The 21,193-nt window shown below is 66.2% G+C and carries 21 protein-coding genes and 1 tRNA gene; 10 read left to right on the top strand and 12 right to left on the bottom strand.

Annotated features, from left to right (window positions below; genetic code table 11):
- Window positions 1–62: 62 nt before the first annotated feature.
- From EDC64_RS22425 to EDC64_RS22470, 10 genes are all read right to left on the bottom strand, one after another.
- Window positions 63–1,085: an ABC transporter substrate-binding protein gene (locus tag EDC64_RS22425; RefSeq protein ID WP_132035946.1), complete on the bottom strand. Its 1,023-nt coding sequence runs from the start codon at window positions 1,083–1,085 to the stop codon at window positions 63–65.
- A gap of 257 nt (window positions 1,086–1,342) precedes the next feature.
- Window positions 1,343–2,491, bottom strand: a complete 1,149-nt coding sequence (locus EDC64_RS22430; RefSeq protein ID WP_132035948.1) for an alpha/beta hydrolase family protein — start codon at window positions 2,489–2,491, stop codon at window positions 1,343–1,345.
- Window positions 2,492–2,504: 13 nt separating this feature from the next.
- Entirely contained in the window at window positions 2,505–3,668 is a 1,164-nt protein-coding gene (locus tag EDC64_RS22435; RefSeq protein ID WP_132035950.1) for a serine hydrolase domain-containing protein, read from the bottom strand.
- Between the two features lie 88 nt (window positions 3,669–3,756).
- The gene (locus EDC64_RS22440; protein WP_207916166.1) at window positions 3,757–5,505 is read right to left on the bottom strand and encodes a CocE/NonD family hydrolase; all 1,749 of its coding nucleotides are present in this window, start codon (window positions 5,503–5,505) and stop codon (window positions 3,757–3,759) included.
- Between the two features lie 112 nt (window positions 5,506–5,617).
- A complete protein-coding gene (locus EDC64_RS22445; protein WP_132035952.1) occupies window positions 5,618–6,640 on the bottom strand; it encodes an ABC transporter substrate-binding protein in 1,023 nt (340 codons plus the stop codon).
- A gap of 310 nt (window positions 6,641–6,950) precedes the next feature.
- Complete coding sequence (locus EDC64_RS22450; protein WP_132035954.1) at window positions 6,951–7,973, bottom strand: ABC transporter substrate-binding protein; 1,023 nt, start codon at window positions 7,971–7,973, stop codon at window positions 6,951–6,953.
- Window positions 7,974–8,267: 294 nt separating this feature from the next.
- Complete coding sequence (locus EDC64_RS22455; protein WP_132035956.1) at window positions 8,268–8,540, bottom strand: hypothetical protein; 273 nt, start codon at window positions 8,538–8,540, stop codon at window positions 8,268–8,270.
- Window positions 8,541–8,581: 41 nt separating this feature from the next.
- Window positions 8,582–9,514 carry a 2-hydroxyacid dehydrogenase gene (locus tag EDC64_RS22460; RefSeq protein ID WP_132035958.1) on the bottom strand — a complete coding sequence of 311 codons (933 nt, stop codon included), beginning with the start codon at window positions 9,512–9,514 and terminating at the stop codon, window positions 8,582–8,584.
- A gap of 27 nt (window positions 9,515–9,541) precedes the next feature.
- Window positions 9,542–9,616: transfer RNA gene (locus EDC64_RS22465), tRNA-Gln, on the bottom strand.
- A gap of 50 nt (window positions 9,617–9,666) precedes the next feature.
- Window positions 9,667–10,452 (bottom strand): enoyl-CoA hydratase-related protein, encoded by a 786-nt coding sequence (locus tag EDC64_RS22470; RefSeq protein ID WP_132035960.1) that lies wholly within the window; start codon window positions 10,450–10,452, stop codon window positions 9,667–9,669.
- 425 nt (window positions 10,453–10,877) lie between these two features.
- Here EDC64_RS22470 and EDC64_RS22475 point away from each other — a divergent pair, with 425 nt between their 5' ends.
- On the top strand, window positions 10,878–11,264 hold the full coding sequence (locus EDC64_RS22475) for a hypothetical protein (RefSeq protein ID WP_132035962.1): 387 nt from the start codon (window positions 10,878–10,880) through the stop codon (window positions 11,262–11,264).
- Window positions 11,265–11,351: 87 nt separating this feature from the next.
- On the opposite strand, the gene EDC64_RS22480 is transcribed toward EDC64_RS22475, so the two are convergent.
- Complete coding sequence (locus EDC64_RS22480) at window positions 11,352–11,858, bottom strand: DUF305 domain-containing protein (RefSeq protein ID WP_132035964.1); 507 nt, start codon at window positions 11,856–11,858, stop codon at window positions 11,352–11,354.
- Between the two features lie 207 nt (window positions 11,859–12,065).
- Between EDC64_RS22480 and EDC64_RS22485 the strand changes: the two genes are divergently transcribed.
- Together EDC64_RS22485 and EDC64_RS22490 are read left to right on the top strand one after the other, a co-directional pair.
- Window positions 12,066–13,013 carry an alpha/beta fold hydrolase gene (locus EDC64_RS22485; protein ID WP_132035966.1) on the top strand — a complete coding sequence of 316 codons (948 nt, stop codon included), beginning with the start codon at window positions 12,066–12,068 and terminating at the stop codon, window positions 13,011–13,013.
- 84 nt (window positions 13,014–13,097) lie between these two features.
- Entirely contained in the window at window positions 13,098–13,337 is a 240-nt protein-coding gene (locus EDC64_RS22490; RefSeq protein ID WP_132035968.1) for a CsbD family protein, read from the top strand.
- A 120-nt stretch (window positions 13,338–13,457) separates the two neighbouring features.
- Here the strand turns inward: EDC64_RS22490 and EDC64_RS22495 are convergent, their stop codons facing one another.
- Entirely contained in the window at window positions 13,458–15,269 is a 1,812-nt protein-coding gene (locus EDC64_RS22495) for an FAD-binding protein (RefSeq protein ID WP_132035970.1), read from the bottom strand.
- A 281-nt stretch (window positions 15,270–15,550) separates the two neighbouring features.
- Here EDC64_RS22495 and EDC64_RS22500 point away from each other — a divergent pair, with 281 nt between their 5' ends.
- The 7 genes from EDC64_RS22500 to lexA all read left to right on the top strand — a co-directional run bounded on the left by EDC64_RS22500 (window position 15,551) and on the right by lexA (window position 20,996).
- On the top strand, window positions 15,551–16,150 hold the full coding sequence (locus tag EDC64_RS22500) for an anthranilate synthase component II (protein WP_132035972.1): 600 nt from the start codon (window positions 15,551–15,553) through the stop codon (window positions 16,148–16,150).
- Between the two features lie 3 nt (window positions 16,151–16,153).
- A complete protein-coding gene (gene trpD, locus EDC64_RS22505) occupies window positions 16,154–17,188 on the top strand; it encodes an anthranilate phosphoribosyltransferase (protein WP_132035974.1) in 1,035 nt (344 codons plus the stop codon).
- A complete protein-coding gene (gene trpC, locus EDC64_RS22510; protein ID WP_132035976.1) occupies window positions 17,185–17,976 on the top strand; it encodes an indole-3-glycerol phosphate synthase TrpC in 792 nt (263 codons plus the stop codon). Before trpD ends, trpC begins: the two co-directional genes overlap by 4 nt.
- A gap of 60 nt (window positions 17,977–18,036) precedes the next feature.
- Window positions 18,037–18,453 carry a DUF2147 domain-containing protein gene (locus EDC64_RS22515; RefSeq protein WP_132035978.1) on the top strand — a complete coding sequence of 139 codons (417 nt, stop codon included), beginning with the start codon at window positions 18,037–18,039 and terminating at the stop codon, window positions 18,451–18,453.
- A 2-nt stretch (window positions 18,454–18,455) separates the two neighbouring features.
- A complete protein-coding gene (gene moaC / locus EDC64_RS22520) occupies window positions 18,456–18,935 on the top strand; it encodes a cyclic pyranopterin monophosphate synthase MoaC (protein ID WP_132035979.1) in 480 nt (159 codons plus the stop codon).
- Between the two features lie 7 nt (window positions 18,936–18,942).
- On the top strand, window positions 18,943–20,154 hold the full coding sequence (locus tag EDC64_RS22525) for a molybdopterin molybdotransferase MoeA (protein ID WP_132035981.1): 1,212 nt from the start codon (window positions 18,943–18,945) through the stop codon (window positions 20,152–20,154).
- A gap of 134 nt (window positions 20,155–20,288) precedes the next feature.
- The gene (gene lexA, locus EDC64_RS22530; RefSeq protein WP_132035983.1) at window positions 20,289–20,996 is read left to right on the top strand and encodes a transcriptional repressor LexA; all 708 of its coding nucleotides are present in this window, start codon (window positions 20,289–20,291) and stop codon (window positions 20,994–20,996) included.
- Window positions 20,997–21,193 lie beyond the last annotated feature (197 nt).

Genomic DNA, 21,193 nt, shown 5'->3' on the forward strand with positions numbered 1-21,193 from the left:
GCCGAAACGGACCGGCGCTGCGAGGAGAACCTGCGGCGCCGGGCGCCGCAGGTCTGAATGGCTCAGTTCGTCGGCGCGCGCACCGCCTGCGACAGGGTTTTCGCCTCGTCGATCGAATCCACGAACTGGTTGGTGTACATGCTGGACGGCGACGGCTTGGAGGGGAGATCCTCGGCGAGAGAGTCGATCGTCGCAGCCCATTTCGCATCGCTCATCTTGCCGAAGCGCTCGACATAATCGGGCGAATTGTAGAGCGCGAAGATGATCCCGAGCTTCTTCGTCTCGAGCTTCTGGTCCCGGTCCGGGGCCACCTTGATGACCTCGGCGACCGCCGCTTCCTGGTTCTTCTGCGTCCAGATATAGCCCTGCAGCGTGGCCTTGACGAAGCGGCGCACGAGGTCCGGGTCGCTCTTGATCAGCGCCTCGGTCGTGAAGATGACCGTGCCATAATTGACGAGGCCATTGTCCTTCATCGCCAAGACGTTGACCGGAAAGCCCTTGCTCTCTAGCGTCAACGCCTGGCCGAAGGCATAGCCCCAGATGGCGTCGACCTTGCCAGCCGCGAGCATCTGCACCTCGGCGCCGCGCGTCACCATCACATATTCGATGTCGTCGCGGGACAGGCCAGCGGACTTCAGCAGCGGGTCGAGCTTGCTCTTCACATTGGCCTGAAACCAGGAAATCTTCTTGCCCTTGAGCTGGTTCGCTTTGGCGATGCCGGACGATGCGAGGGTGATCACCGCGGTGGGCGCATCCGGCTGGTCGGCGAGGATGGCGACGATGGGCATCCCGCTCGCTTTGGCCTGGACGAAGGAATCCGCATTGTCGAGACCGAAATGCTCGCGCCCGCTCGCCACCAGCGCCTCGACGCTCTGGCCCGCCGAAACCGGTCGGATTTCCAGCTCGATCCCTTCCTTGGCATAATAGCCTTGCGCGATGGCAGCATAATATTGGGCATGCATCGCCCAAGGCGAAAAGTTGATGCGCAGGACGACCTTGTCCAAAGCGGCGGCCGGCAAAGCGGCAAGGCCGCTTGCGGACGCAAAGGCGGCGAGCCCGAGCAAAAGACGCGGCAAGGCTTTCATGGCACCACTCCATAGGTTGCGTGGAAGATGTGACCCGTGCCGGGTCGCGCCCGAAAGCGATCGGGCGGAGGGAGGTCTCGGAGCCGGGACGGTGTCGTCTTCATCACGTCCCTCGGAAGAGGTCGTCTTTTATAGTAATACGATTATGCTTATCTTTCGAATACGGTCCGCCAGCCGGTCACCGATGTCAACCGCCACCACGTTGCGGCGCGGCGACACCGCCCGCAAGAGCCGCGCCGCCGCTTTCGACACGCTGTTTATTTCAGCACGTCCATGATCCAGTCGCACATATAGTCGGTGCCGTTCGGCGCATTGTCGACCTGGCAGTGCTCGATGCCGCCCTCCGCAGCCGTAAACACCTTCAGTTCGCGGCGGGAGGAATTGATCGCGGCCTCGTAGGTCTTGACCGCATAATCGAGCGGCACCTGCCGGTCGCCTTCGCCATGGGTGATCAGGATCGGACAGGTCAAATTCTCCATCACCCCTTCCAACGTCATGCGCCGGGTGATGGCGAGCGCCTCCTCCACCGTTTGCGTGCCGAACACGTATTTGATGTGATCCACCCAGTCGGAGACCGAGAGGGCCTTGCCCTCCAGCTTCTTCGCCCGGCTCTCCGAAATCGCGCCATAGTCCCAGATCGCCCCCCAGGCGACGCAGCAGGCGAGGCGCTTCTCGAACGCCGCAGCGCGCGGCGCGAAATACCCACCGAGCGAAATCGCGATGATGCCGATCTTCTTCGGATCCACCTCGGCGCGGGTCTCCAGATAATCGACGCAGGCACCCGCCGGCACTTCGGTCTCCGGAAACAGCGTCATGCCCTTCAGCCGGAGCGCCGCCCCGACGCCGGGATGGTCGACGAGAAGCACCGAGATGCCGCGCTCGCGCAGTTCGGTCGCGATGCCCCGCAGATAAAGGATCTCCTTCATCACGTCGAAGCCGTCGAAATGGATCATGCAGGGCGCCGGCCCCGACACACCCTTGGCCGGGATGAAGAGCGCGGGCAGCGTGTCGCCCTGATAGGGCACCTCGACGAACTCCACCGGCTCGTCCATCAGCTCCACGAACTTGCGGAATTCGCCGAGAGCCTTGGTGTAGAATTCCAGGCGCCGGTCGTCGTGCGAGCTCATATTGCGTTCGGCGACGAGGTCGTAGAGCGCGGCGCGGCGATATTTGCGCCCCGCGCTGCGCCGGTGGCCGGCCGCCTCGTCTGCGGCCCCGAGTCGCGCGAGCCGGTCACCAAGCTGCGCCCAGGCGCGTCCCCAGTCGCCGGAGGCGGCGACGCCGTCGCCTGCCTTCTCGATGAGGGGCCGGCACACCTCGTCGATTTCGTTGATGTTCGCGCCATTGTTGAGCGCGGCGCAGATGGCGAGGTTCCAGGGATAATTGCCGCGAAAATATTCGAACATGGGAGGCTCCGGTTCAAGTCAGCCAGGTCGGAGCCGGCCCGCCGCCGGCCGCCACCGCGAGGCTCGCGCCGCGCGGACCGATGCCGGGTCCCTCGCGCTGGAAATTGGTGCAATAGGCGAAGCTCATATTGCGGTCGCGGTCGCACCAGGCGAACGCACCGGCGGTGCCGGTATGGCCGAAGGCCGCCGGGTTGCTGCCCATCGGCACCGTCTCGCTCTCATTGTGCATGAAGCCGTAGCCCATGCGCATCTTGCGCCGGGTCATCATGCAATCGTGCGCCCAGACCAATTGGCTCGCCCGCTCGACCGCCTCCGGGCTGAGGATCTCGACGCCGTCGAGCCTGCCGCCCGCCGCGAGACTGGCATAGATGCACGCCATGCCGCGGGCGTTTCCGTGCCCACCGAAGGACGGCACCTCGCGCACCCGGATCTCGACGTCGTTCTGGTAGAAACCGGGCGGCACCGCCTTGCGGGTCCGGTGGAGCGGCGAGGTCGGATCGGCGGCGACCAAAGCAAAGCCGTTGTTCGGGTTCTTGTGCAGATCGCTGACTCGCGCGACCTCGTCCGGCTTTAGGCCGATATTGTAATCGGCGCCGAGCCGGGCCGTAACCTCCTCGCGCAGGAAGGTGCCGATCGTCCGCCCGGTGACCCGGCGCACGATCTCGCCCAGCAGGAAGCCGATATTCAGGGAATTGTACGCGCCATAGGTGCCCGGCTCCCAGGCCGGCTCCTGGAGTTCCATGGCGCGGATGTGACCGTCCCAGTCATAGATCGAGCCGGGATAGGCATGGTCGCAATAGATCACCCCGCAGGTGTGGGAGAGGACATGGCGCACCAGGACCTTGTCCTTCCCGGCCTGGGCGAATTCCGGCCAATAGTCCGCGACCGGCGCATCGAACGCCACCAGCCCGCGATCGAGAAGGATGTGAACGCACAGCGCGCTCATGCTCTTCGCGAGCGAGTTCATGATGACGATGGTGTCTTCGCGCCAGGGGTCGGTGCGCGCCTTGTCCTTGTGGCCGCCCCAGAGGTCGACGACCTTTTCGCCGTCCTTGTAGACGGCCACCGCGGCGCCGATCTCGCCGCGCCGCCTGAAATTCTCGGCGAAGGCGTCGCGCACGGCCGCAAATTCGGGATCGCACTGCCCGTGCACCTGAACATCGATGGTGTCAGCCATGGGCCGTATCCTCTCTCGACTGGCGGCGGGCGACCGGAAGGGGGCACGAAAAAATCAGGCCCGGCACCTGAGGTGCCGGGCCTGCTGGTCACGCCATGGGAATGACGGGAAGCATCAGATAGGTCTCGCCGTCCCCGAAATGCAGCGTGTAGGTGCCGCCATAGATTTCCATCGGACGATCGACGGGGTCGTTGTGGGTGAACGGACCGACGCCGTACATCTTGTAGGAATTGTACGGCAGGTCGGCGGGCGTTCCGTCATACTCGTAATCCTTGCCGCGGATGTTCAGCGCGAGCCGGTAGCCGGCCGGAATGACGAGGCAGGTGGGCCAGATTTCGACGTCGAGCTCGACCGGCTCGCCCGGCTCGAGCGGCCACACCTCGTCATGGGTGTGCCAGGGCCGGTAGGGCAGGCTCTGCTCTGGATCGAGCTTGCGCTGCGAGGCGCGCAGCCAGCCCAGGCCGACTGGCGTGCGCGGGTCGTTCGAGCCGATGAACACCACCTCTTTGCCCTCCGGATCGTAGACCCGGATCGCCAGGAACACGTCGGCATCCTCGGTCTGCGAGGACAGGAACAGCTTGGCCGCGAGCGGCCCGGTGATCTCCATCGGCGCTTCGAGCGGCGGCGTCGAAAAATAAAGGCCGTCGCCCATCGCCTCGTAGGTCAAGGTGGTGGCCGCGGCCGGCTTCTCCGTGCCGAGGGTCATGGTGGCGGGATCGAGATAGAACTTGGTCCACTCGGTCCGCGCCAGCGGCCATTCCTGCTCGTCGCGCAGCACGAATTTCTCGCCGGGATGGCGGATGTTGAGCTGAACCGGCGGCTGCTTGTCCCAGCCGGTATCCTCGCCCTTCAGGAAATAGCCGAGAAACTTCTTCTGAAGCGCGAGTCCGTAATTGGAATAGAAATGCGAGAAGTGCGTATCGCCATGCACCTCCAGCCATTTCTGCTTGGTGCCGGCCTTGAGGTAGCCCTCGAAATTACCGCGCGTGTGCAGGCCGACGCCGCCCCAATTGCCGGACGAGAGCAGCGGCGTGACGATCTTGGAGAAGTCCGACGGCGAGCGATCCTCGTGGAATTTGTCGATCAGCCTCTTGCCGCGCATCTCGCCGAGCAGGTCGATCCGGTTGGCCTTCAATTCCTCTTCGGACAAGGTCTCGGGGCCGCCGACATGTTCGCCCGTGACGCGGCTCTTCTTGCTGCGCTCGCCCTGGCCGTGCTGCATGGAGATGACTTGGCGCTCGTACCAATTTCCCATGAACTCGTTGAGGATGCCGCCGGAGCGCAGCTGTTCGCGGTAGAAGTCGGAATAGCCTTCCCAGATGCACAAGGCGGCGAGATGCTTGGGCTGGGTGGGCGCAACCAGCCACTGGTTCACCGCATAATAAGAGATGCCGGAGACCCCCACTTTGCCGTTGGACCAGGGTTGCACGCCGGCCCATTCGATGCAGTCGTGAAGATCCTGCGTTTCCTGCGGCCCGAAGGGATCGAGAAAGCCGGGGGAGCGGCCCGCGCCACGGGAATCGATGCGCAGGCAGACATAGCCGTCCGGCACCCACTTTTCGGGATCGCACAATTCCCAGCTCTGGTACGCGCTGGTCGTGCCTTCCAGGACTTCGGGAAAGCTGGCGATCATACGGGTCCAGGCACTCTTATAGCCGTCTTCGAAGTGGAGGCCCTTGGCATACGGCCCGTAATGCAGGATCACGGGATACTTGGCGTCGTCGAGCGGACGGAAGATATCGGCGCGGAGCACGATGCCGTCCGGCATCGGGATGGGCGCATCCCATTCCACGCGCATCCCGTCGCGGACTTCGATCTTGTGCTGGTCGTCGCTCATGGGGCACTCCGGCTTCGATTTTCGGACATGGCCGGGCGCTGCCGGCGCGCAGCCGCGCGGCACCTCAGGCGCTGAGGGAGCAAGCGGCGCGGCCGAGGGCCGCGCCGTCATGTCAGTTGGTTGGCTTGCGCACCGCGGCGGACAACGTCTTCGCTTCTTCGGCCGCATCCACGAACTGGTTGGTGTACATGCTCGACGGGGCCGGCTTGTTGGGCAGGTCCTCGGAGAGGGAATCAATCGTCGCCGCCCATTTGGCGTCGTTCATCTTGCCGAAGCGCTCGGCATAATCGGGCGAATTGTAGAGACCGTAGATAATGCCGAGCTTGCGGGTTTCGAGCTTGAGGTCGCGGTCCGGCGAAACCTTGATGACCTCGGCGACGGCGGCTTGCTGGTTCTTCTGCGCCCAGATGTAGCCCTGAAGCGTAGCCGTCACGAAACGCTGGACCAGCTTGGGATCGTTCTTCACCAGGGCTTCGTTGGAATAGATCACGGTGCCGTAATTCACCAGGCCGTTGTCCCGCAGCGCCATGATGTTGACCGGGAAGCCCTTGTCTTCGAGCGTCAGCGCCTGGCCGAACGAATAGCCCCACAGCGCGTCCACCTTGCCGGCCGCAAGCATCTGAACTTCGGCGCCGCGCGCCACCAGGACGAATTCGATATCGTCACGGCTGAGGCCGCCCTTCTTCAGCAGCGGATCGAGCTGGCCCTTCACATTGGCTTGGAACCACGTGATTTTCTTCCCCTTCATGTCCTTGGGGGCGGCGATGTTCGAGCTCTTGAGCGTGATGACCGAAATCGGTGTGTCGGGCTGATCCGCCATGATGGCGATGATCGGCATGCCGCTCGCCTTCGCCTTCACGAAGCCGTCCGCATTGGCGACGCCGAACTGCTCGCGCCCGCTGGCCACCAGAGCCTCGCCGCTCTGGCCGGCGGACGGGGGGCGAATCTCGACCTCGAGTCCCTGCTTGGCATAGAAGCCTTGCGACACCGCCGCGAAATAGGGCGCGTGCATCGCCCAGGGCGAAAAGTTGATGCGCAGAACGACCTTATCGAGCGCGCTCGCCGGCACTGCCGAAAGAACGGAGACCGATGCCAGCGCGGCAAGTCCGGTGAGCAGGCGGGACACGACTTTCATGGAAGGATTCCTCCGGAGATCACGCGCCGTGCCGGATGGGACGGCGGGATGAAGAAGCGATGGTCGGGGCCATAACGCACCGCAGACGAGCGGTTGTGCACGCCGAAGCGCGAGGCTGCGTTGAACATGTGGCCCTTCTGATCTTGTCGTATTAATATACAATACGATCGTTTTTATTTTCGCGAAAATGGAACGCCAGCGGGCACCGTTTGTCAACCGGGTTTCACGATCGCCGTGCCGCGCCGCCCATGTGACCGGGTATTTTCCACCCGAGGCGGCCTCACGCGACGCCGCCCCGAGGGATCCGACCTTATTTCGCCGGGGTACGGATCACCGTCGCAAGATCCTTGGACTCGTCGAGGCTGTCGACGATCGCGTTGGTGAACATGTCCGATGCCTTCGGCTTTTGCGGAATGTCCTCGGCGAGAGCATTGATCGAGGTTTCCCATTTCGCTTCGTTCATCTTGCCGAACCGTTCGGAGAAGTCCGGCGACTTGTAGAGATCGTAGATGATGGCGAGCTTTTGGGTTTCGAGCTTGAGATCGCGGTCCGGCGCGACCTTCACCACCTCGGCCACCGCGGCTTCCAGATGGTCGTGGGTCCAGATGAGCCCCTGAAGGGTCGCCTTGACGAACCGCCGGACGAGATCGGGATTGCTCTTCAGCAGGGCGTCGCTGGTATAAAGCAGCGTGCCGTAATTCTTCAGCCCGTAATCCTTCAGCGGCATGATATTGACGGGAAAACCCTTGCTCTCCAAGGTCAGCGCCTGGCCGAACGCATAGCCCCACAAGGCGTCCATCTTGCCAGCCGCCACCAATTGCACCTCGGAACCGCGCGAGACCAGGACGAACTCGATGTCGTCGCGCGTCAGCCCTCCCGCCTTCAGCAGCGGGTCGATCTGGCCTTTCACATTGGACGAGAACCAAGTGATCCGTTTGCCCTTCAGGTCGGACGGCTTGGTGATGTTCGAGCTTTTGAGCGTGATGACGGACGTCGGCGTATCCGGCTGGTCGGCCATCACCGCCACCACCGGAATGCCATTGGCCCGCGCCTTCACGAAGCTGTCGATGTTCGCGACGCCGAATTGCTCCCGGCCGGAACCGACGAGCACTTCGCTGCTCTGCCCGGCGGAGGGGGCGCGGATTTCCACCGCGATGCCCTCTTTGGCATAAAAGCCCTGAGCGATCGCGGCATAATATTGGGCATGCATGGCCCAGGGCGTGAAGTTGATCCGCAGCACGACCTGATCGAGCGCGTGCGCGGGAACCGCGGAAACAGACGGCAGAGTGGCAAGGGCGACAAGCCCGAGAATCAGGCGACGTAACGGCTTCATGGCAGGACTCCGCGCAGGGAAACGACCCGGCGGGCGGCCGGCGACCGCCCCCGGCACGAGGGAGGGCGGAACGGAAGGCGAGACCGCAGAAACGCGTCAGTCACCACGCCCCTCTGATGCTTTCGTATTGTATTACAATACGAACGTTTTTATTATTCCAGAAGGGAACGCCACGATCCTGCGCTTGTCAATCGCTTTGGCGTGCGGCAACGGAATGACGGTCGCAGGCCGAGCGGGCAGCTAAGACAGGGATCGGGAGAGGAATTCACGACGCCGGCGACCCGCCGGCCGCGGTCAGCGTTTATGTCGGGGCGGCCGCGGCGGCGTAATGTCGATCATGTCGTAGCCGTCGGGCGAGCGCTGAACCGGAGCGACCCGCCCGCGGCCGAAGATCAGGAAATGCAATCCGCCCGCCACGGCGGCGACAATGGCGAACAGACCGAGCGCCACCAGGAGGCTGCCCAAAACCGCGAACAGCAGCGCCGCAGCGATGCCGCCGACGACCAAAATGGCGGCGGTGCGAAAGGTGACGAAGAAGCGGTTCATGTTCGGGCGTCCACGGATCATGCCCCTGTCTAGCGCCCGGTTTTGGCCGAGTTATGGCGCGCTCAATACCCGCGCGCCGGATCGACCGTCTGGAGAACGGGTTCCCCGGCCTGGATTCGGCGCACGTTCGCGGCGATCTGCGCCGCTGCGGAGCGCGGGATCGCAATCGAGGCGAGGTGCGGCGTGATGAGGACGGTGTCCATATCCCAAAGCGGGCTCTCGGGCGGCAGCGGCTCGTGCTCGAACACGTCGAGCGTCGCCTCGGCGAGGTGACCGGACTGCAGGGCCGCGATCAGCGCCGGCTCGTCGATGATCGGGCCGCGGGCGACATTGATCAGCTTCGCGCCGGCCGGCAGCATGGCGAGCCGATCGGCATCGAGAAGGTGGCGCGTCTCGCGCGTCAACGGCAGCATCACGACCAGGATCTCGCAGCCGGCCAGGAAGCCGGGCAGCGCCTCGATCCCCGCGACGCAGGCGACACCCGGAATCTGCCGCGCGCTGCGTGACCAGCCGCTCACCTGAAACCCCTGCCGCGCCAGTTCGCCCGCAGCGAGGCCGCCGAGTTCGCCCAGTCCCAGCACGCCGACGCGGATTTCATCGGCCGTGCGCGGCTGGACGTAATGCCAGCGGCGCTGGCGCTGCGCGCGTTCGAAGGTGGGGATGTCGCGGGCATGGCGCAGCACGGCAAACGTCACGAACGACGCCATCATCCGGGACATGTTCGGGTCCGAGATGCGGGTGATCGGCACGTTCGGCAGATCGTCGCGAATCAGGAGGCCATCGACGCCGGCGCCGAGATTCGTGATCAAGGCGAGGTTCTTGAACGGCACGAAGAAATTCGCAGGCGGCCGCCAGACCAGCGCGTAGCGCACGTCCGCCGGATCCCCGATATCGGGAGAGGCGCGGATGTCGATGTCCGGCATTTCTGCCCGCAACGCCGCTTCCCACTTGTCCCGTGCATCGACCGCGGAATGAAACACCAGCGCCTCAGGCATCTGTTCTGTCTCCGATCGCGGAAAGGGTGGCTGGGGCGCCTGGATTCGAACCAGGGGATGGCGGAATCAAAATCCGCTGCCTTACCACTTGGCTACGCCCCAATGCGGGCGCGGACCATATTCGGGCCGCGCCGTCTGTGCAACGCCCGCCGTCACGTCCCGGTGAATCGCGGCGCCCGTTTTTCTGCGAAAGCGAGCCTGCCCTCGCGGTAATCGGCGCTCGCATTGGCCAATTGCGTGACGTGCCGCGCCTCGGTCAGGATACCGCCGCCGACGCCCTCGGCGGCGCGGATCGACAGCTTCGCGGCCTTCAGCGTCAGCGGCGCATTCTCCGAGATGCGCGTGACGATTCGCTCGGCGACCGCATCCACCGCATCCGGCGGCTCGAGATGGTCGAGCGCCCCCATTTCATAGGCGCGCCGGGCGGCGAGGCTCGTCGCGGTGAAGAAGAGTTGCCGCACCACCGGACCGCCGAAGGCGCGCACCAGCCGTGCCACGCCGCGCGGGTCGTAGCCGAGACCGAGGCGCGCTGCGGGAATGGCGAGGAAGGCGTCGTCGGCCGCCACCCGGATGTCGCAGCTCGCGGCCAAAGCGGCTCCGGCCCCCACGCACGCGCCGCGCACCAGAGCGACGACGGGAAAAGCGAGGTTCTCGATCGCGGTACAGGCGCTCTCGACGAGCTCGTCATAGGTCTGCGCGCCGGCGGCATCGGAGCGCGCGGCGCTGAAATCGGAAATGTCGGCGCCCCCGGAAAAGGCCAGGGTCCCCTCCCCGCGCAGCAGCGCGACACGAATGTCGCCGCGTCCGCCGGCTTCGGCGGCGAAAGACGACAGATCGTGCCACATCTTGCTGGATATGGCATTGCGCCGCGCGGGATTCGACAGGGTGAGGCGCGCGATGCCGCCCTCGATCGTCACTGAGACATCACCGGTTGCCATGGGGTCCCCACCGTAGCGTTGGAACCACATAGCCAATATTTTTCGCCGCGGCCACCGCCATACTGCGAATGCGCCCCGGTCGGTTGTGCCGGCGACGAACGCGGGGCGGTGCCACAGGGCACCGCCCCGCCTCTGCCGGGTGCCGGTCAGGGCTTGACACCCGGAAGCCGCTGCGGATGGGGCGCGACCGATTGAGTGCCCGGTTTGTTACTTGCCGCCGCACCCCATTGCAATCCAGTTCGAGCTTTTTTGGATCCAGTCCAATACTCTTTCACGACTTCGGCCGGATCCCGAGACGTGCCATCACAAACGGCCTGCAACCTCGCTGCACCTCGGAACGTCTGGTCCGGATGCGCCAGCTTCCGACTCGACACGCGAGCCTCTGCGGCTAGGGTTAAGCCCTCGAGACAGCCAAGGAGCCCAGAGTGAAACTTAAAGCCATTGCCCTTGCGACGCTTGCAAGCTTGACGCTCGGCGCGTGCGTGACCGCAACGCAGAACAAGGAAAACATGCTCGCGGCTGCGGGCTTCCGCATGCGCCTGGCTGATACCCCGGACAAGATCGCTTCGCTGAAGACCTTGCCGCCGCACAAATTCACCGTCCAGAACCAGAACGGCCAGCCGGTCTACATTTATGCCGATCCGACCGTGTGCGGCTGCATTTATTATGGGACGCAGGACAATTACGCGAATTATCAGCAGATGATGTTTCAGCAACGCCTCGCCAATCAGCAGCAGATGACGGCGATGATGAACCAGCAGATGGCGTTCGATTACGGGCCCTGGGGCGGCCCCTTCATGCCAATGTACTGACGCTATGGCAAAACGGCCGGCCAGAGAGCCGGCCGCCCCGGCGGCGTTCCGGCCGCCCGCGCGTCGCCGGGGCGAGCGAGGTCGGGGTCAGTTCGAAGCGGTCCCGAGCCGCTGAGAGGGGAGAAGATCCGGCGCGTCGGCCGAAATCGGATGCGCCGACAAGTCGCCGATCAAGCTCTTCATTTCCGCAATTTCCCGCCGTTGGGCCGCGATGATCGCGTCGGCCAGTTCGCGCACACGGGGGTCTCGGATGTGCGCACGCTCACTGGTCATGATTGCAATCGAATGATGCGGGATCATCGCCTTCATGTAGGCCAAATCGGCGACTGTCTCCTGGCTTCGGACGAGCCAGAGAGATCCGCCGAACACGACCAACGCAGCGCCGATGATCCCGGCATTGAGACGTCGGTTGGGATACATCCCCCACATGAACGCCATCATGACGACCGCCATGGTGGCCCCCATCAGCAGCGCCATCCAGGTGCGTGTTTGGCTATAGAGCACGTGGTCGAGCGCATAAGTATTGAGATACATCAGACCAAACATGACGATGGTCGACGTGGCGATCATGGCAGCGAAGCGCACATAGCTCATGATTGATCCTCCGCATTTTGGCGGAAACGCCTTGGCGGCGGCGAAGTTTCGCGGACCGCGCCACGGCTCAAGATGAGCGTCGTCCGGCTTTCGCAGCATCCCTGACGGAATACGTCGGACCGCGTCGGAACACCTGCGGACTTTGGGCCGTTATCGAATCGCGCCTCATCCCGCACTGCAGCACGCGCACCTGCAAGGACGCGCATCATGAAATCCAAAACCATCGCCCTTTCCGCAGCAGCCACCGTCGCCGCCCTCACCGCGGCGGCACTCATCAATGCCCGCCTCGCCCGCAAGGCGGAACGCGACAATCCGGCGAAGGGTCGGATCCTCGAAGTCGACGGGTTGCGCCTGCATTTCGTCGAGCGGGGAAGCGGGCCGCCGCTTGTCCTGCTGCACGGCAACGGCGCGATGATCCAGGATTTCGCCGCGAGCGGGTTGCTCGATCGCGCGGCCGAGACACACCGGGTCATCGTCTTCGACCGTCCCGGCTTCGGACACAGCACGCGGCCGCGCCGGCGTCTGTGGACCCCGGCCGCGCAGGCGGATCTCATCCACAAGGCGCTCGGCCTGATCGGCGTTGAAAAGGCGACCGTGCTCGGCCACTCCTTCGGCGCGAGCATCGCCGTTCAATTGGCCGCTCGGCATCCGGACATGGTCCAGCGGCTGGTCCTGGCCTCGGGCTATTATTTCCCGACCTTCCGCCCGGGCTTTCTCGGCCTCTCCGTGCCGGCGATCCCGATCCTCGGCGACATCGTGCGCTATACGATCGCCCCCGCCTTGAGCAGGATGGCCTGGCCCCTTCTGATGCGCATGTTCTTCGGACCGCCACGCACACCGGCGAAATTTTCCGCCTTCCCCCGCAGCATGGCGCTACGCCCTTCGCAATTGCGGGCGGCGGCAGCGGAAACCGCCATGCTCATTCCCCATGCCTTCGCGGCGCAGGAGGATTATGCGCGTATCACGGCGCCCGTCGCGATCATCGCCGGCGATGCCGACCGCGTGATCGGCTTCGGCCATTCCAAACGCCTGCACCGCCTGATTCCGGACAGCACGCTTCACCGTGTCCGCGGCGGCGGCCACATGATCCACCAGACCCACACCGCCGCACTCATGGCTGCTCTCGACGCACCGCCTGCTCTGCAGTCTGCGTGAAAGTGAAGCGCCCGGATTCCGCCACTCCGTGGAACAGACACCTCACCAATACGTTGCGCTTCCGACGTCGCAAAGGAGATGCACATGGACGAGGATAGGATCAAGGGCGCCGCAAACGAATGGGGTGGTAAGGCCAAAGAAGCCGCGGGCGCGATCTCCGGCAACGATTCGCTCCGGGGCGAAGGCTATGCCGACCAGATCCAGGGCCGTGCCGAGAATGCGGTCGGGCAGGTCAAGGATTACGTGAACGACCGGCCCATGAACGCGGTTCTGGCGGCGGGGGTCATCGGGTTCGTGGTCGGCATGTGGGTCGGCCGTCACTGAGGCGACAGGCGGCGCTTTAGCGCGCGGCTGAAAGACCGAGCCCGTTCAGGATCGCCTGATCCTGAACGGGCTCGGTCGCGACCTCGGGACGGAGCTTCCGCGCCATCCAGTGCGGCGGCGCTATTTAAGACGGGTGAATCCGTCTTCGCTCCAATATTCGCTACCGACCTGGTGATGACCGGTGAAAAGGCCCTGCGGGTCGTATTTCATCTTGGCCGCGAGAAGACGGTCATAGTTCGGCCCCCACGCCGCCTCCTGCCACTTCTTTTCAAAAAAGCTCATTTCCGAGGAATAGGAGCCCGCGCGCGGCGCAATCGTGCGCAATTCCGCGAAGGCGGCGGCGATCTTCGCCGCGCTCGCCCGCCCCGCGACGACATCGGGCTCATGGCCCGGCACCCCCGGAAACGCGCGCGGCTGACCGCTCGCCACCAGAGCGAGCGCAAAGGCATCGACCGCGTCGGGATGGATCGACGTCTCGCGGGCCTCCCGCCGCCGGGCCTCCGTTGCCCCCGCGAGCCCCTTGTTGAAATGCAGCGACACCTCGAAATGGCGCGACGCCGCGAACAAGGCGTCCACCAGCCCGCCCCGGCGATCCGCCGCGAGCAACCGCTCGGACAGCCAGACGGATTCGTAGCCGGTGAGGTAGAGGCTCACTTCCCCGGCATTCCCCGCCCACCAGAACCGCCCCGGCGCCGCCCCGGGGCGCGTGTCTTCGATGATCGATTGCGGCACATGTGCCTTGCGATAGGCGAAGTCCCACCAATGGCGCGCCGGCATCGACACGATGCGCGGCCGCGCGACTTCGGCGATGCGCCCGTCCTGCGCCGCGATCCACCGCCGCAGGGGCTCCCAGGTCGCATGGGCCTCGGCGTCGGAGAGCCCTTGGAACACCATGGCGATGGCGAGCACATTGTCCGGGGCGAGCGCAACCTGCTCGCCCCAATGGGGATTGATCAGACGGTCTTGCGCGAAGGTGCAGAACGCCGCGACGAGGGCTCGGAAGTCCGCATCGGACGTCGCGCGCAGGCTCCAGCCGAAAAATCCCGCCCGCTCCGGCAGGTCGCGGGTGGCGAGCGTCAGACGCGTGGTGATGCCGAAGCCGGCCCCGCCGCCCTTCAAGGCGAGGAACAGGTCCGGATGCGTGCAGGCATTGGCGATCCGCACCCGGCCGTCCGCGGTGACGATTTCCGCCTCCAGCAGGCTCGCGGCAACGAGGCCGCCATATTTGGAGAAGCTGCCGAACCCGCCGGTCTGGACATGTCCCCCGACCCCGACGCTGGTGCATCCCCCGCCTTGGACGAAGCGCCCGCCTTGCGTCACCACGCGGTCGTAGAGCTGGATGAACTTCGCGCCCGCACCGATGCTCACCGCGGGCTGGGGGGCGATCGCCCCGGCGCAGTTTGCCGGCACGAAGGCGTCATGCATCTCGATCGCGTCGAGCCGCCGGGTCCAGACGAGGAGGCTGTCCGGGGCGTTCGACTGGCCGAGATAGGAATGCGCGCCCCCCTTCACCACGAGGCGGAGACTCTTGGCGCGGGCGAAATCCACCGCGGCGGCGACGTCCGCGGCGCTTTCCGGCACGACCGCATAGACGCTCGGCGCGGCCGTCCAGCCGTCGAGCCACCCCGTGGACTGGGTCCCCCCCGCTTGGTCCTGGATGAAGAACGGGTTCGCCAGATTTTGCAGCGCCGTCTCGCACAGCGCTCCATCGGGCGTGCGCTCGCACGCGGCCAAAGGCGAGGCGACACGCTCGAGCCGGCCACCGACGCGGCGGCGCAGCTCCGCCCAGTCCGCAGCGCTCGGCCATTGCGGATCGGCGGGACGCACACGTGTCTGGGGCGCGGCGGGAAGCGGCGACTGTGCATTCAGCCGACCCGCCGGCGCCAGAAAGGCAGCCGAGGCGAAGGTCTTGATCACTTGCCGGCGGTCCATTTCCCCTCCCTTTTCGACAGAGACTAAAGCCGCATCCGGCCGAGTTGAAGCTGAATGACGGGCGGACGCATCGCCGTGGGCGCTGGATCACGCAGGTCCGACCGGCCAAGGGCGCGCCGCGCGCCCCTGCGCCCATCGTCGATCCGGGCGTGACGGGGGTTCTTGGACCATCAAAGGGAGCCCGCGCTTGCCGCGGGCCGCCTTAGGCATTAATTCGAACCGCGGCTTGCGAGGGATCGAGCGCGAGCGCGCCGCCCGGATCCGCCGGGCCGGGAGCCACGATGACCGCCGTAACGCTGATCGATAATTACGACAGCTTCACCTACAATCTCTGGCACTATCTGGGCGAGCTCGGCGCGACCGTCACCGTCCACCGCAACGATGCGCGCGACGTCGAGGCGGTGCTCGGGGAAAAGCCGGACGCGATCGTCATTTCCCCCGGCCCCTGCACGCCGACAGAGGCGGGCATCTGCCTCGATCTGATCGCGCGGGCGAGCCCGGAGGTGCCGCTGTTCGGCGTATGCCTCGGCCATCAGGCGATCGGCCAGGTGTTCGGTGGCGACGTGGTGCGCGCCCCGCTGCCGATGCACGGCAAGATGTCGGAGATCCATCACGAAGGCCGCTCGGTGTTCCGAGGGCTGAACCGCGCTTTCCAGGCGACGCGCTATCATTCCCTGATCGTCGCGCGGGAGACGCTTCCCGATGCCCTCGAAGTCACGGCGCACACCGAGGACGGGCTGATCATGGGGCTCGCGCACCGCGCGCTGCCGGTCCACGGCGTCCAGTTCCATCCCGAGAGCATCGCCTCGGAGAACGGGCACGCGCTGCTGCGCAATTTCCTGGAGATCGCGACGGCCTTCAACCAGAGCCGGAAAGGCTGACGCATGGACGAGTTCCGCCCCCTGCTCTCGAAAGTCGCCACCGGCGCATCGCTGACCCGCGCCGAAGCCGCCTATGTGTTCGACCGGATGATGTCGGGCGAGGCGACCCCCGCGCAGATCGGCGCGCTGCTTATGGGACTGCGGGTGCGGGGCGAGACGGTCGAGGAAATCGCTGGCGCCGTATCCGTCATGCGCGCCAAGATGCTGCCCGTCGAAGCGCCCGACGCGGCGGTGGATGTGGTCGGCACTGGGGGCGACGCCTCCGGCTCCTACAACATTTCGACCTGTGCCGCCTTCATCGTTGCGGGAGCCGGCGTGCCGGTGGCGAAGCATGGCAACCGCGCCCTGTCTTCGCGCTCCGGGGCGGCGGACGCCCTGAGCGCGCTCGGCGTGCGGATCGATCTCGCCCCCGACGCCATTGCGCGCTGTATCGCCGAAGCCGGCATCGGCTTCATGTTCGCCCCCGCCCACCACCCGGCGATGAAGCATGTCGGGCCGGCGCGCGTCGAACTCGGCACCCGGACCATCTTCAATCTGCTCGGTCCGCTGTCCAATCCCGCGGGAGTGCGGCGGCAGATGGTCGGCGTGTTCTCCAAAGCGTGGCTGGCGCCGCTCGCGGAGGTGCTGAAGACGCTGGGATCGGAGCGGGCCTGGGTGGTGCACGGATCGGACGGGCTGGACGAGATCACCCTGTGCGGCCCCACCGATGTCGCCTCTCTGGAGGACGGCCATATCCACACCTTCACCATCGCCCCGGAACAGGTCGGACTGACCCGTGCCGAGCCGGATGCGCTGAAGGGCGGCGATGCCGCCCACAATGCCGAGGCGCTGCGGGCGGTGCTGGACGGCGCGCCGGGGGCCTATCGCGACGTCTCGATCTTCAATGCCGCGGCCACTTTGCTGATCGCCGGCCGCGCCGCCGACCTCACCGAAGGCGTCGCGATGGCGGCCACCGCGCTCGACACCGGTTCGGCCCGTGCCCGGCTCGAAACGCTGGTCTCGGTGTCCCAGAAGTTTGCCCCCAAGGTCGAGCCATGAGCGATATTCTGACCCGGATCGCCGACTACAAGCGCGAAGAAATCGCCGCCGCCAAGGCCGCCCGGCCGCGGCCGGAGATCGAGGCGGCGGCGCGCGCGGCCGATCCGGTGCGTCCGTTCGCCGGCGCCTTGCGCGCGCGGCTCGAAGCGGGCGAAACGGCGTTGATTGCCGAAGTGAAGAAAGCGAGCCCGTCCAAGGGCCTGATCCGCCCCGACTTCGATCCGCCCGCCCTCGCCGCCGCCTATGAGGCCGGCGGCGCCGCCTGCCTCTCGGTGCTCACCGACGGCCCTTCCTTCCAGGGCGCGCCGGATTTCCTGATCGCCGCGCGCGCCGCGACGCGCCTGCCGGCGCTGCGCAAGGATTTCATGCACGACACCTATCAGGTTGCGGAAGCGCGAGCCTGGGGGGCCGACTGCATCTTGATCATCATGGCGTCGGTCGACGACGCGCTCGCGGCCGACCTTTATGCCTGCGCGCAGGATTGGGGCATGGATGCGATCGTCGAGGTACACGACGAAGAAGAACTCGACCGTGCGCTGCGGCTGCCCGCGCCGCTCATCGGGATCAACAACCGCAATCTGCGCACGTTCGAGACCGATCTGGCGACCAGCGAGCGCCTGTCGGCGAGGGTTCCGGACGACCGGCTGTGCATCGGCGAAAGCGGGATCTTCACGCCCGCCGACGTCGCACGCCTCGCCGCGACCGGGATCCACACCATCCTGGTCGGCGAGAGCCTGATGCGGCAGGCGGATGTCGCCGCCGCCACGCGCGCCTTGCTGGCGAGGTGAAACCGGCTCTGGCATAGTGCCGCCGCGCCGGGGGATGCGGCGCTTGCTTCGGAGACTTTCATGCGTTCGGCGCTCATTGCGGTCGCAACCCTCGCGTTTCTGTCCGCACCGGCCTTGGCCGCGGACGTCACCGGCACCTGGCTGACCCCGACCGACAACGGCATCGTCGAGATCGCGCCCTGCGGCGCGTCGGTCTGCGGCCGCCTCGTTTCCTCCGACGACATCAAGGCCAATCCGGCTTTGACCGATTCCCGCAATTCTGACGCGAGCCAACGCAGCCGGCCGCTGAAGGGCCTGCTGATGCTCCAGGGCTTCACCGGCAGCGGGGGGGCCTGGTCCGGTGGCAAGATCTACAATCCCGACGACGGCAAGACCTACAGCGCCACCCTGACACTGGAGGGGGACAACACCCTCAAGGTGCGCGGCTGCGTGGTGGTGCCGTTCTGCGAAACCCAGACCTGGACGCGGTCCAAATAGACATGGCGTCCCTCACCCATCTCGACGCCAGCGGCGCCGCCCGGATGGTCGACGTCTCCGACAAGGAGACGACCGCACGCGAGGCGCTGGCCGAAGGCCATGTCGCGATGGCACCGGAGACGCTCGACCTCATCCTTTCAGGCAATGCCAAGAAAGGCGACGTGCTGGGCGTCGCCCGCATTGCCGGCATCATGGCAGCGAAGCGGACCCATGATTTGATCCCGCTCTGCCACCCGTTGATGCTGACCAAGGTGGAGGTCGAGATCACCCCCGATGCTGCGCTTCCGGGCCTGCGCGTCATCGCGCGGGTGCGAACCGCTGGGCAGACCGGGGTCGAGATGGAAGCCCTGACCGCCGTTTCGGTGGCCTGCCTCACCATCTACGACATGGCCAAGGCCGCCGACCGCGCCATGCGGATCGAGGGCGTACGCCTCCTGGAGAAATCCGGCGGGCGCTCGGGCCGTTTCGTGGCGGAGGCGTGAGGCGCCGATGGCCCTGATGCCGGTGGATACGGCGCTCGCCGAGATCCTCGCCGATCTCGATCCCCTGCCCGCCGAAACCGTGGCGATCGGAGAAGCCGACGGGCGGGTGCTCGCCGCGGCGCTGTCCGCCCGCCGCAGCCAGCCGGAAGCCGACATGTCCGCGATGGACGGCTATGCCGTGGCGTCGGACGCGCTCCCCGGTCTCCCCGCCCGCCTGCGGGTGATCGGCACATCGGCGGCGGGACATCCTTTCCAGGGTCGGGTGGGGGCCGGCGAAGCGGTGCGCATCTTTACCGGCGCCCTCGTGCCCGCGGGCGCCGACACCGTCGTCATTCAGGAAAACACCAGCCGGGACGGCGACGACGTCACGCTGATCGCAGCGACGGGAGCCGGCCGCAATGTCCGCCTGGCCGGCTTCGATTTCGCGGCCGGGGGGCTGCTTCTTCCCGCCGGCCACCGGCTCGACGCGCGCAGCCTGATGCTCGCTGCCGCCGGAAATTTGGCCGAACTGCCGGTGCGGCGCCGGCCCCGCATCGCCATTCTCCAGACCGGGGACGAACTGGTCCGGCCGGGCGACGCCACCGGCGCGGCATCCGAAGTGGTGGTTTCGAACGTCTATGGTCTCGCGGCCTTGTGCCGTGCCGCCGGCGCCCATGTCGACGATCTCGGCCTGGTGCGCGACGACATGGACGCGACCCGCTCAGCCGTGCGCGATGCGGCGTCGCGCGGCTACGACATTCTGGTCACGTCCGGCGGCGCGTCGGTCGGGGAGCACGATCTCATCGCCCCGGCGCTGCGCGCGGAGGGGATCGCGCTCTCCGTCCACAAGATCGCCCTGCGCCCGGGAAAGCCTCTGATGTTCGGCCGCCGCGCCGACCTGCGGGTGCTCGGCCTGCCGGGCAATCCGGTCTCCGCCTATGTCTGCGCTTTGCTCTTCCTGGTGCCCCTCGTCAACGCGCTGCAGGGGGCGGCCCCCGGCCCGAACCGCCGCCCCGCGCGGCTCGCCGCTCCGGTGCGCGCCAATGACGGCCGGCGGGATTATATGCGTGCGCGCACGACGCCGTCGGCCGATGGCGGCCTCGCTGTGGCGCCGTTCGCCACCCAGGATTCGGCCATGCTCTCAGTGCTGGCGCAGGCCGACTGCCTGCTGATTCGCGAGCCGAACGCCCCGCCGGGAGAGCCGGGCGACGGCTGCGAGATCATTCCCTTCAACGCCTGACCGGCCGTTTACGCCATGTTCACGCTTGCGGAACACAAAAGGAACAGGTAATCCTCGTTCCCGATTTGTTTCGCCGCTTTTCCCGCCTGGGGACGAGGGCGGGCGGCGAGGATGCCGGAACGGACGGGGCGGCCATGTTGACACGCAAGCAGTACGATCTCCTGCGCTTCATCCATGAGCGCCTCAAGGAGACCGGCGTGCCACCCTCCTTCGACGAGATGAAGGAGGCGCTCGATCTGCGCTCCAAATCGGGCATTCACCGCCTGATCACGGCACTCGAAGAGCGCGGCTTCATTCGGCGCCTGCCCAATCGCGCGCGGGCGCTCGAAGTGGTCCGCCTGCCGGACAGTGTCGCGCCGGGGCTCGCCGGACAGCGGAGTGGGCGCGGTTTTTCACCGAGCGTGATCGAGGGCAGCCTGGGCAAAGTCCGTCCGATGGCGGAAGACGAAGAGGTGCCGCCGATCGTCGCCGTCCCGGTGATGGGGCGGATCGCCGCCGGCTCGCCGATCTCGGCGATTCAGAGCCGCAGCCACACGCTGCATCTGCCGCCGGAAATGCTCGGCTCTGGCGAGCATTTCGCGCTGGAAGTGCGCGGGGACAGCATGATCGAGGCCGGTATTCTCGACGGCGACACGGTGCTGATCCGCAAAGGCGACACGGCGGAGACCGGCGACATCGTCGTCGCACTGGTGGACGACGAGGAAGCGACGCTGAAGCGTCTGCGCCGCAAAGGCGCGTCCGTCGCGCTCGAGGCAGCCAATCCGGCCTACGAGACCCGCATCTTCGGACCCGATCGGGTGCGCATTCAGGGCCGGCTGATCGGACTGATGCGCCGCTATTGAGGCGCGAGCTTCGCTGGCGCCCGCTTGGAGGAAACGGCCCGGGCGAGCGCCGGGCCGATCCGGATTTTTCGCGCCGTCTGACGCGGAGCGTAGGCCGCCTTCAGGCGGCCTCAGACCGCTGACAAACCCCTGGCGCGAGCCGGGGGTTTTTGATTCATTCGGGTATGCTGAAGAAACCCGGCCCGACCCAGACCGCT

Origin of the sequence: Aquabacter spiritensis, from assembly GCF_004346185.1 — a bacterium.
Taxonomy (GTDB): Bacteria; Pseudomonadota; Alphaproteobacteria; order Rhizobiales; family Xanthobacteraceae; genus Aquabacter; species Aquabacter spiritensis.

What these genes read in the sequence shown, in the direction of transcription:
- EDC64_RS22425 (WP_132035946.1), bottom strand. Translation starts at nt 1,085, where the DNA reads ATGAAAGCCTTGCCGCGTCTTTTGCTCGGGCTCGCCGCCTTTGCGTCC.
- EDC64_RS22430 (WP_132035948.1), bottom strand. Translation starts at nt 2,491, where the DNA reads ATGTTCGAATATTTTCGCGGCAATTATCCCTGGAACCTCGCCATCTGC.
- EDC64_RS22435 (WP_132035950.1), bottom strand. Translation starts at nt 3,668, where the DNA reads ATGGCTGACACCATCGATGTTCAGGTGCACGGGCAGTGCGATCCCGAA.
- EDC64_RS22440 (WP_207916166.1), bottom strand. Translation starts at nt 5,505, where the DNA reads ATGAGCGACGACCAGCACAAGATCGAAGTCCGCGACGGGATGCGCGTG.
- EDC64_RS22445 (WP_132035952.1), bottom strand. Translation starts at nt 6,640, where the DNA reads ATGAAAGTCGTGTCCCGCCTGCTCACCGGACTTGCCGCGCTGGCATCG.
- EDC64_RS22450 (WP_132035954.1), bottom strand. Translation starts at nt 7,973, where the DNA reads ATGAAGCCGTTACGTCGCCTGATTCTCGGGCTTGTCGCCCTTGCCACT.
- EDC64_RS22455 (WP_132035956.1), bottom strand. Translation starts at nt 8,540, where the DNA reads ATGATCCGTGGACGCCCGAACATGAACCGCTTCTTCGTCACCTTTCGC.
- EDC64_RS22460 (WP_132035958.1), bottom strand. Translation starts at nt 9,514, where the DNA reads ATGCCTGAGGCGCTGGTGTTTCATTCCGCGGTCGATGCACGGGACAAG.
- EDC64_RS22470 (WP_132035960.1), bottom strand. Translation starts at nt 10,452, where the DNA reads ATGGCAACCGGTGATGTCTCAGTGACGATCGAGGGCGGCATCGCGCGC.
- EDC64_RS22480 (WP_132035964.1), bottom strand. Translation starts at nt 11,858, where the DNA reads ATGAGCTATGTGCGCTTCGCTGCCATGATCGCCACGTCGACCATCGTC.
- EDC64_RS22485 (WP_132035966.1), top strand. Translation starts at nt 12,066, where the DNA reads ATGAAATCCAAAACCATCGCCCTTTCCGCAGCAGCCACCGTCGCCGCC.
- EDC64_RS22490 (WP_132035968.1), top strand. Translation starts at nt 13,098, where the DNA reads ATGGACGAGGATAGGATCAAGGGCGCCGCAAACGAATGGGGTGGTAAG.
- EDC64_RS22495 (WP_132035970.1), bottom strand. Translation starts at nt 15,269, where the DNA reads ATGGACCGCCGGCAAGTGATCAAGACCTTCGCCTCGGCTGCCTTTCTG.
- EDC64_RS22500 (WP_132035972.1), top strand. Translation starts at nt 15,551, where the DNA reads ATGACCGCCGTAACGCTGATCGATAATTACGACAGCTTCACCTACAAT.
- trpD (WP_132035974.1), top strand. Translation starts at nt 16,154, where the DNA reads ATGGACGAGTTCCGCCCCCTGCTCTCGAAAGTCGCCACCGGCGCATCG.
- trpC (WP_132035976.1), top strand. Translation starts at nt 17,185, where the DNA reads ATGAGCGATATTCTGACCCGGATCGCCGACTACAAGCGCGAAGAAATC.
- EDC64_RS22515 (WP_132035978.1), top strand. Translation starts at nt 18,037, where the DNA reads ATGCGTTCGGCGCTCATTGCGGTCGCAACCCTCGCGTTTCTGTCCGCA.
- moaC (WP_132035979.1), top strand. Translation starts at nt 18,456, where the DNA reads ATGGCGTCCCTCACCCATCTCGACGCCAGCGGCGCCGCCCGGATGGTC.
- EDC64_RS22525 (WP_132035981.1), top strand. Translation starts at nt 18,943, where the DNA reads ATGGCCCTGATGCCGGTGGATACGGCGCTCGCCGAGATCCTCGCCGAT.
- lexA (WP_132035983.1), top strand. Translation starts at nt 20,289, where the DNA reads ATGTTGACACGCAAGCAGTACGATCTCCTGCGCTTCATCCATGAGCGC.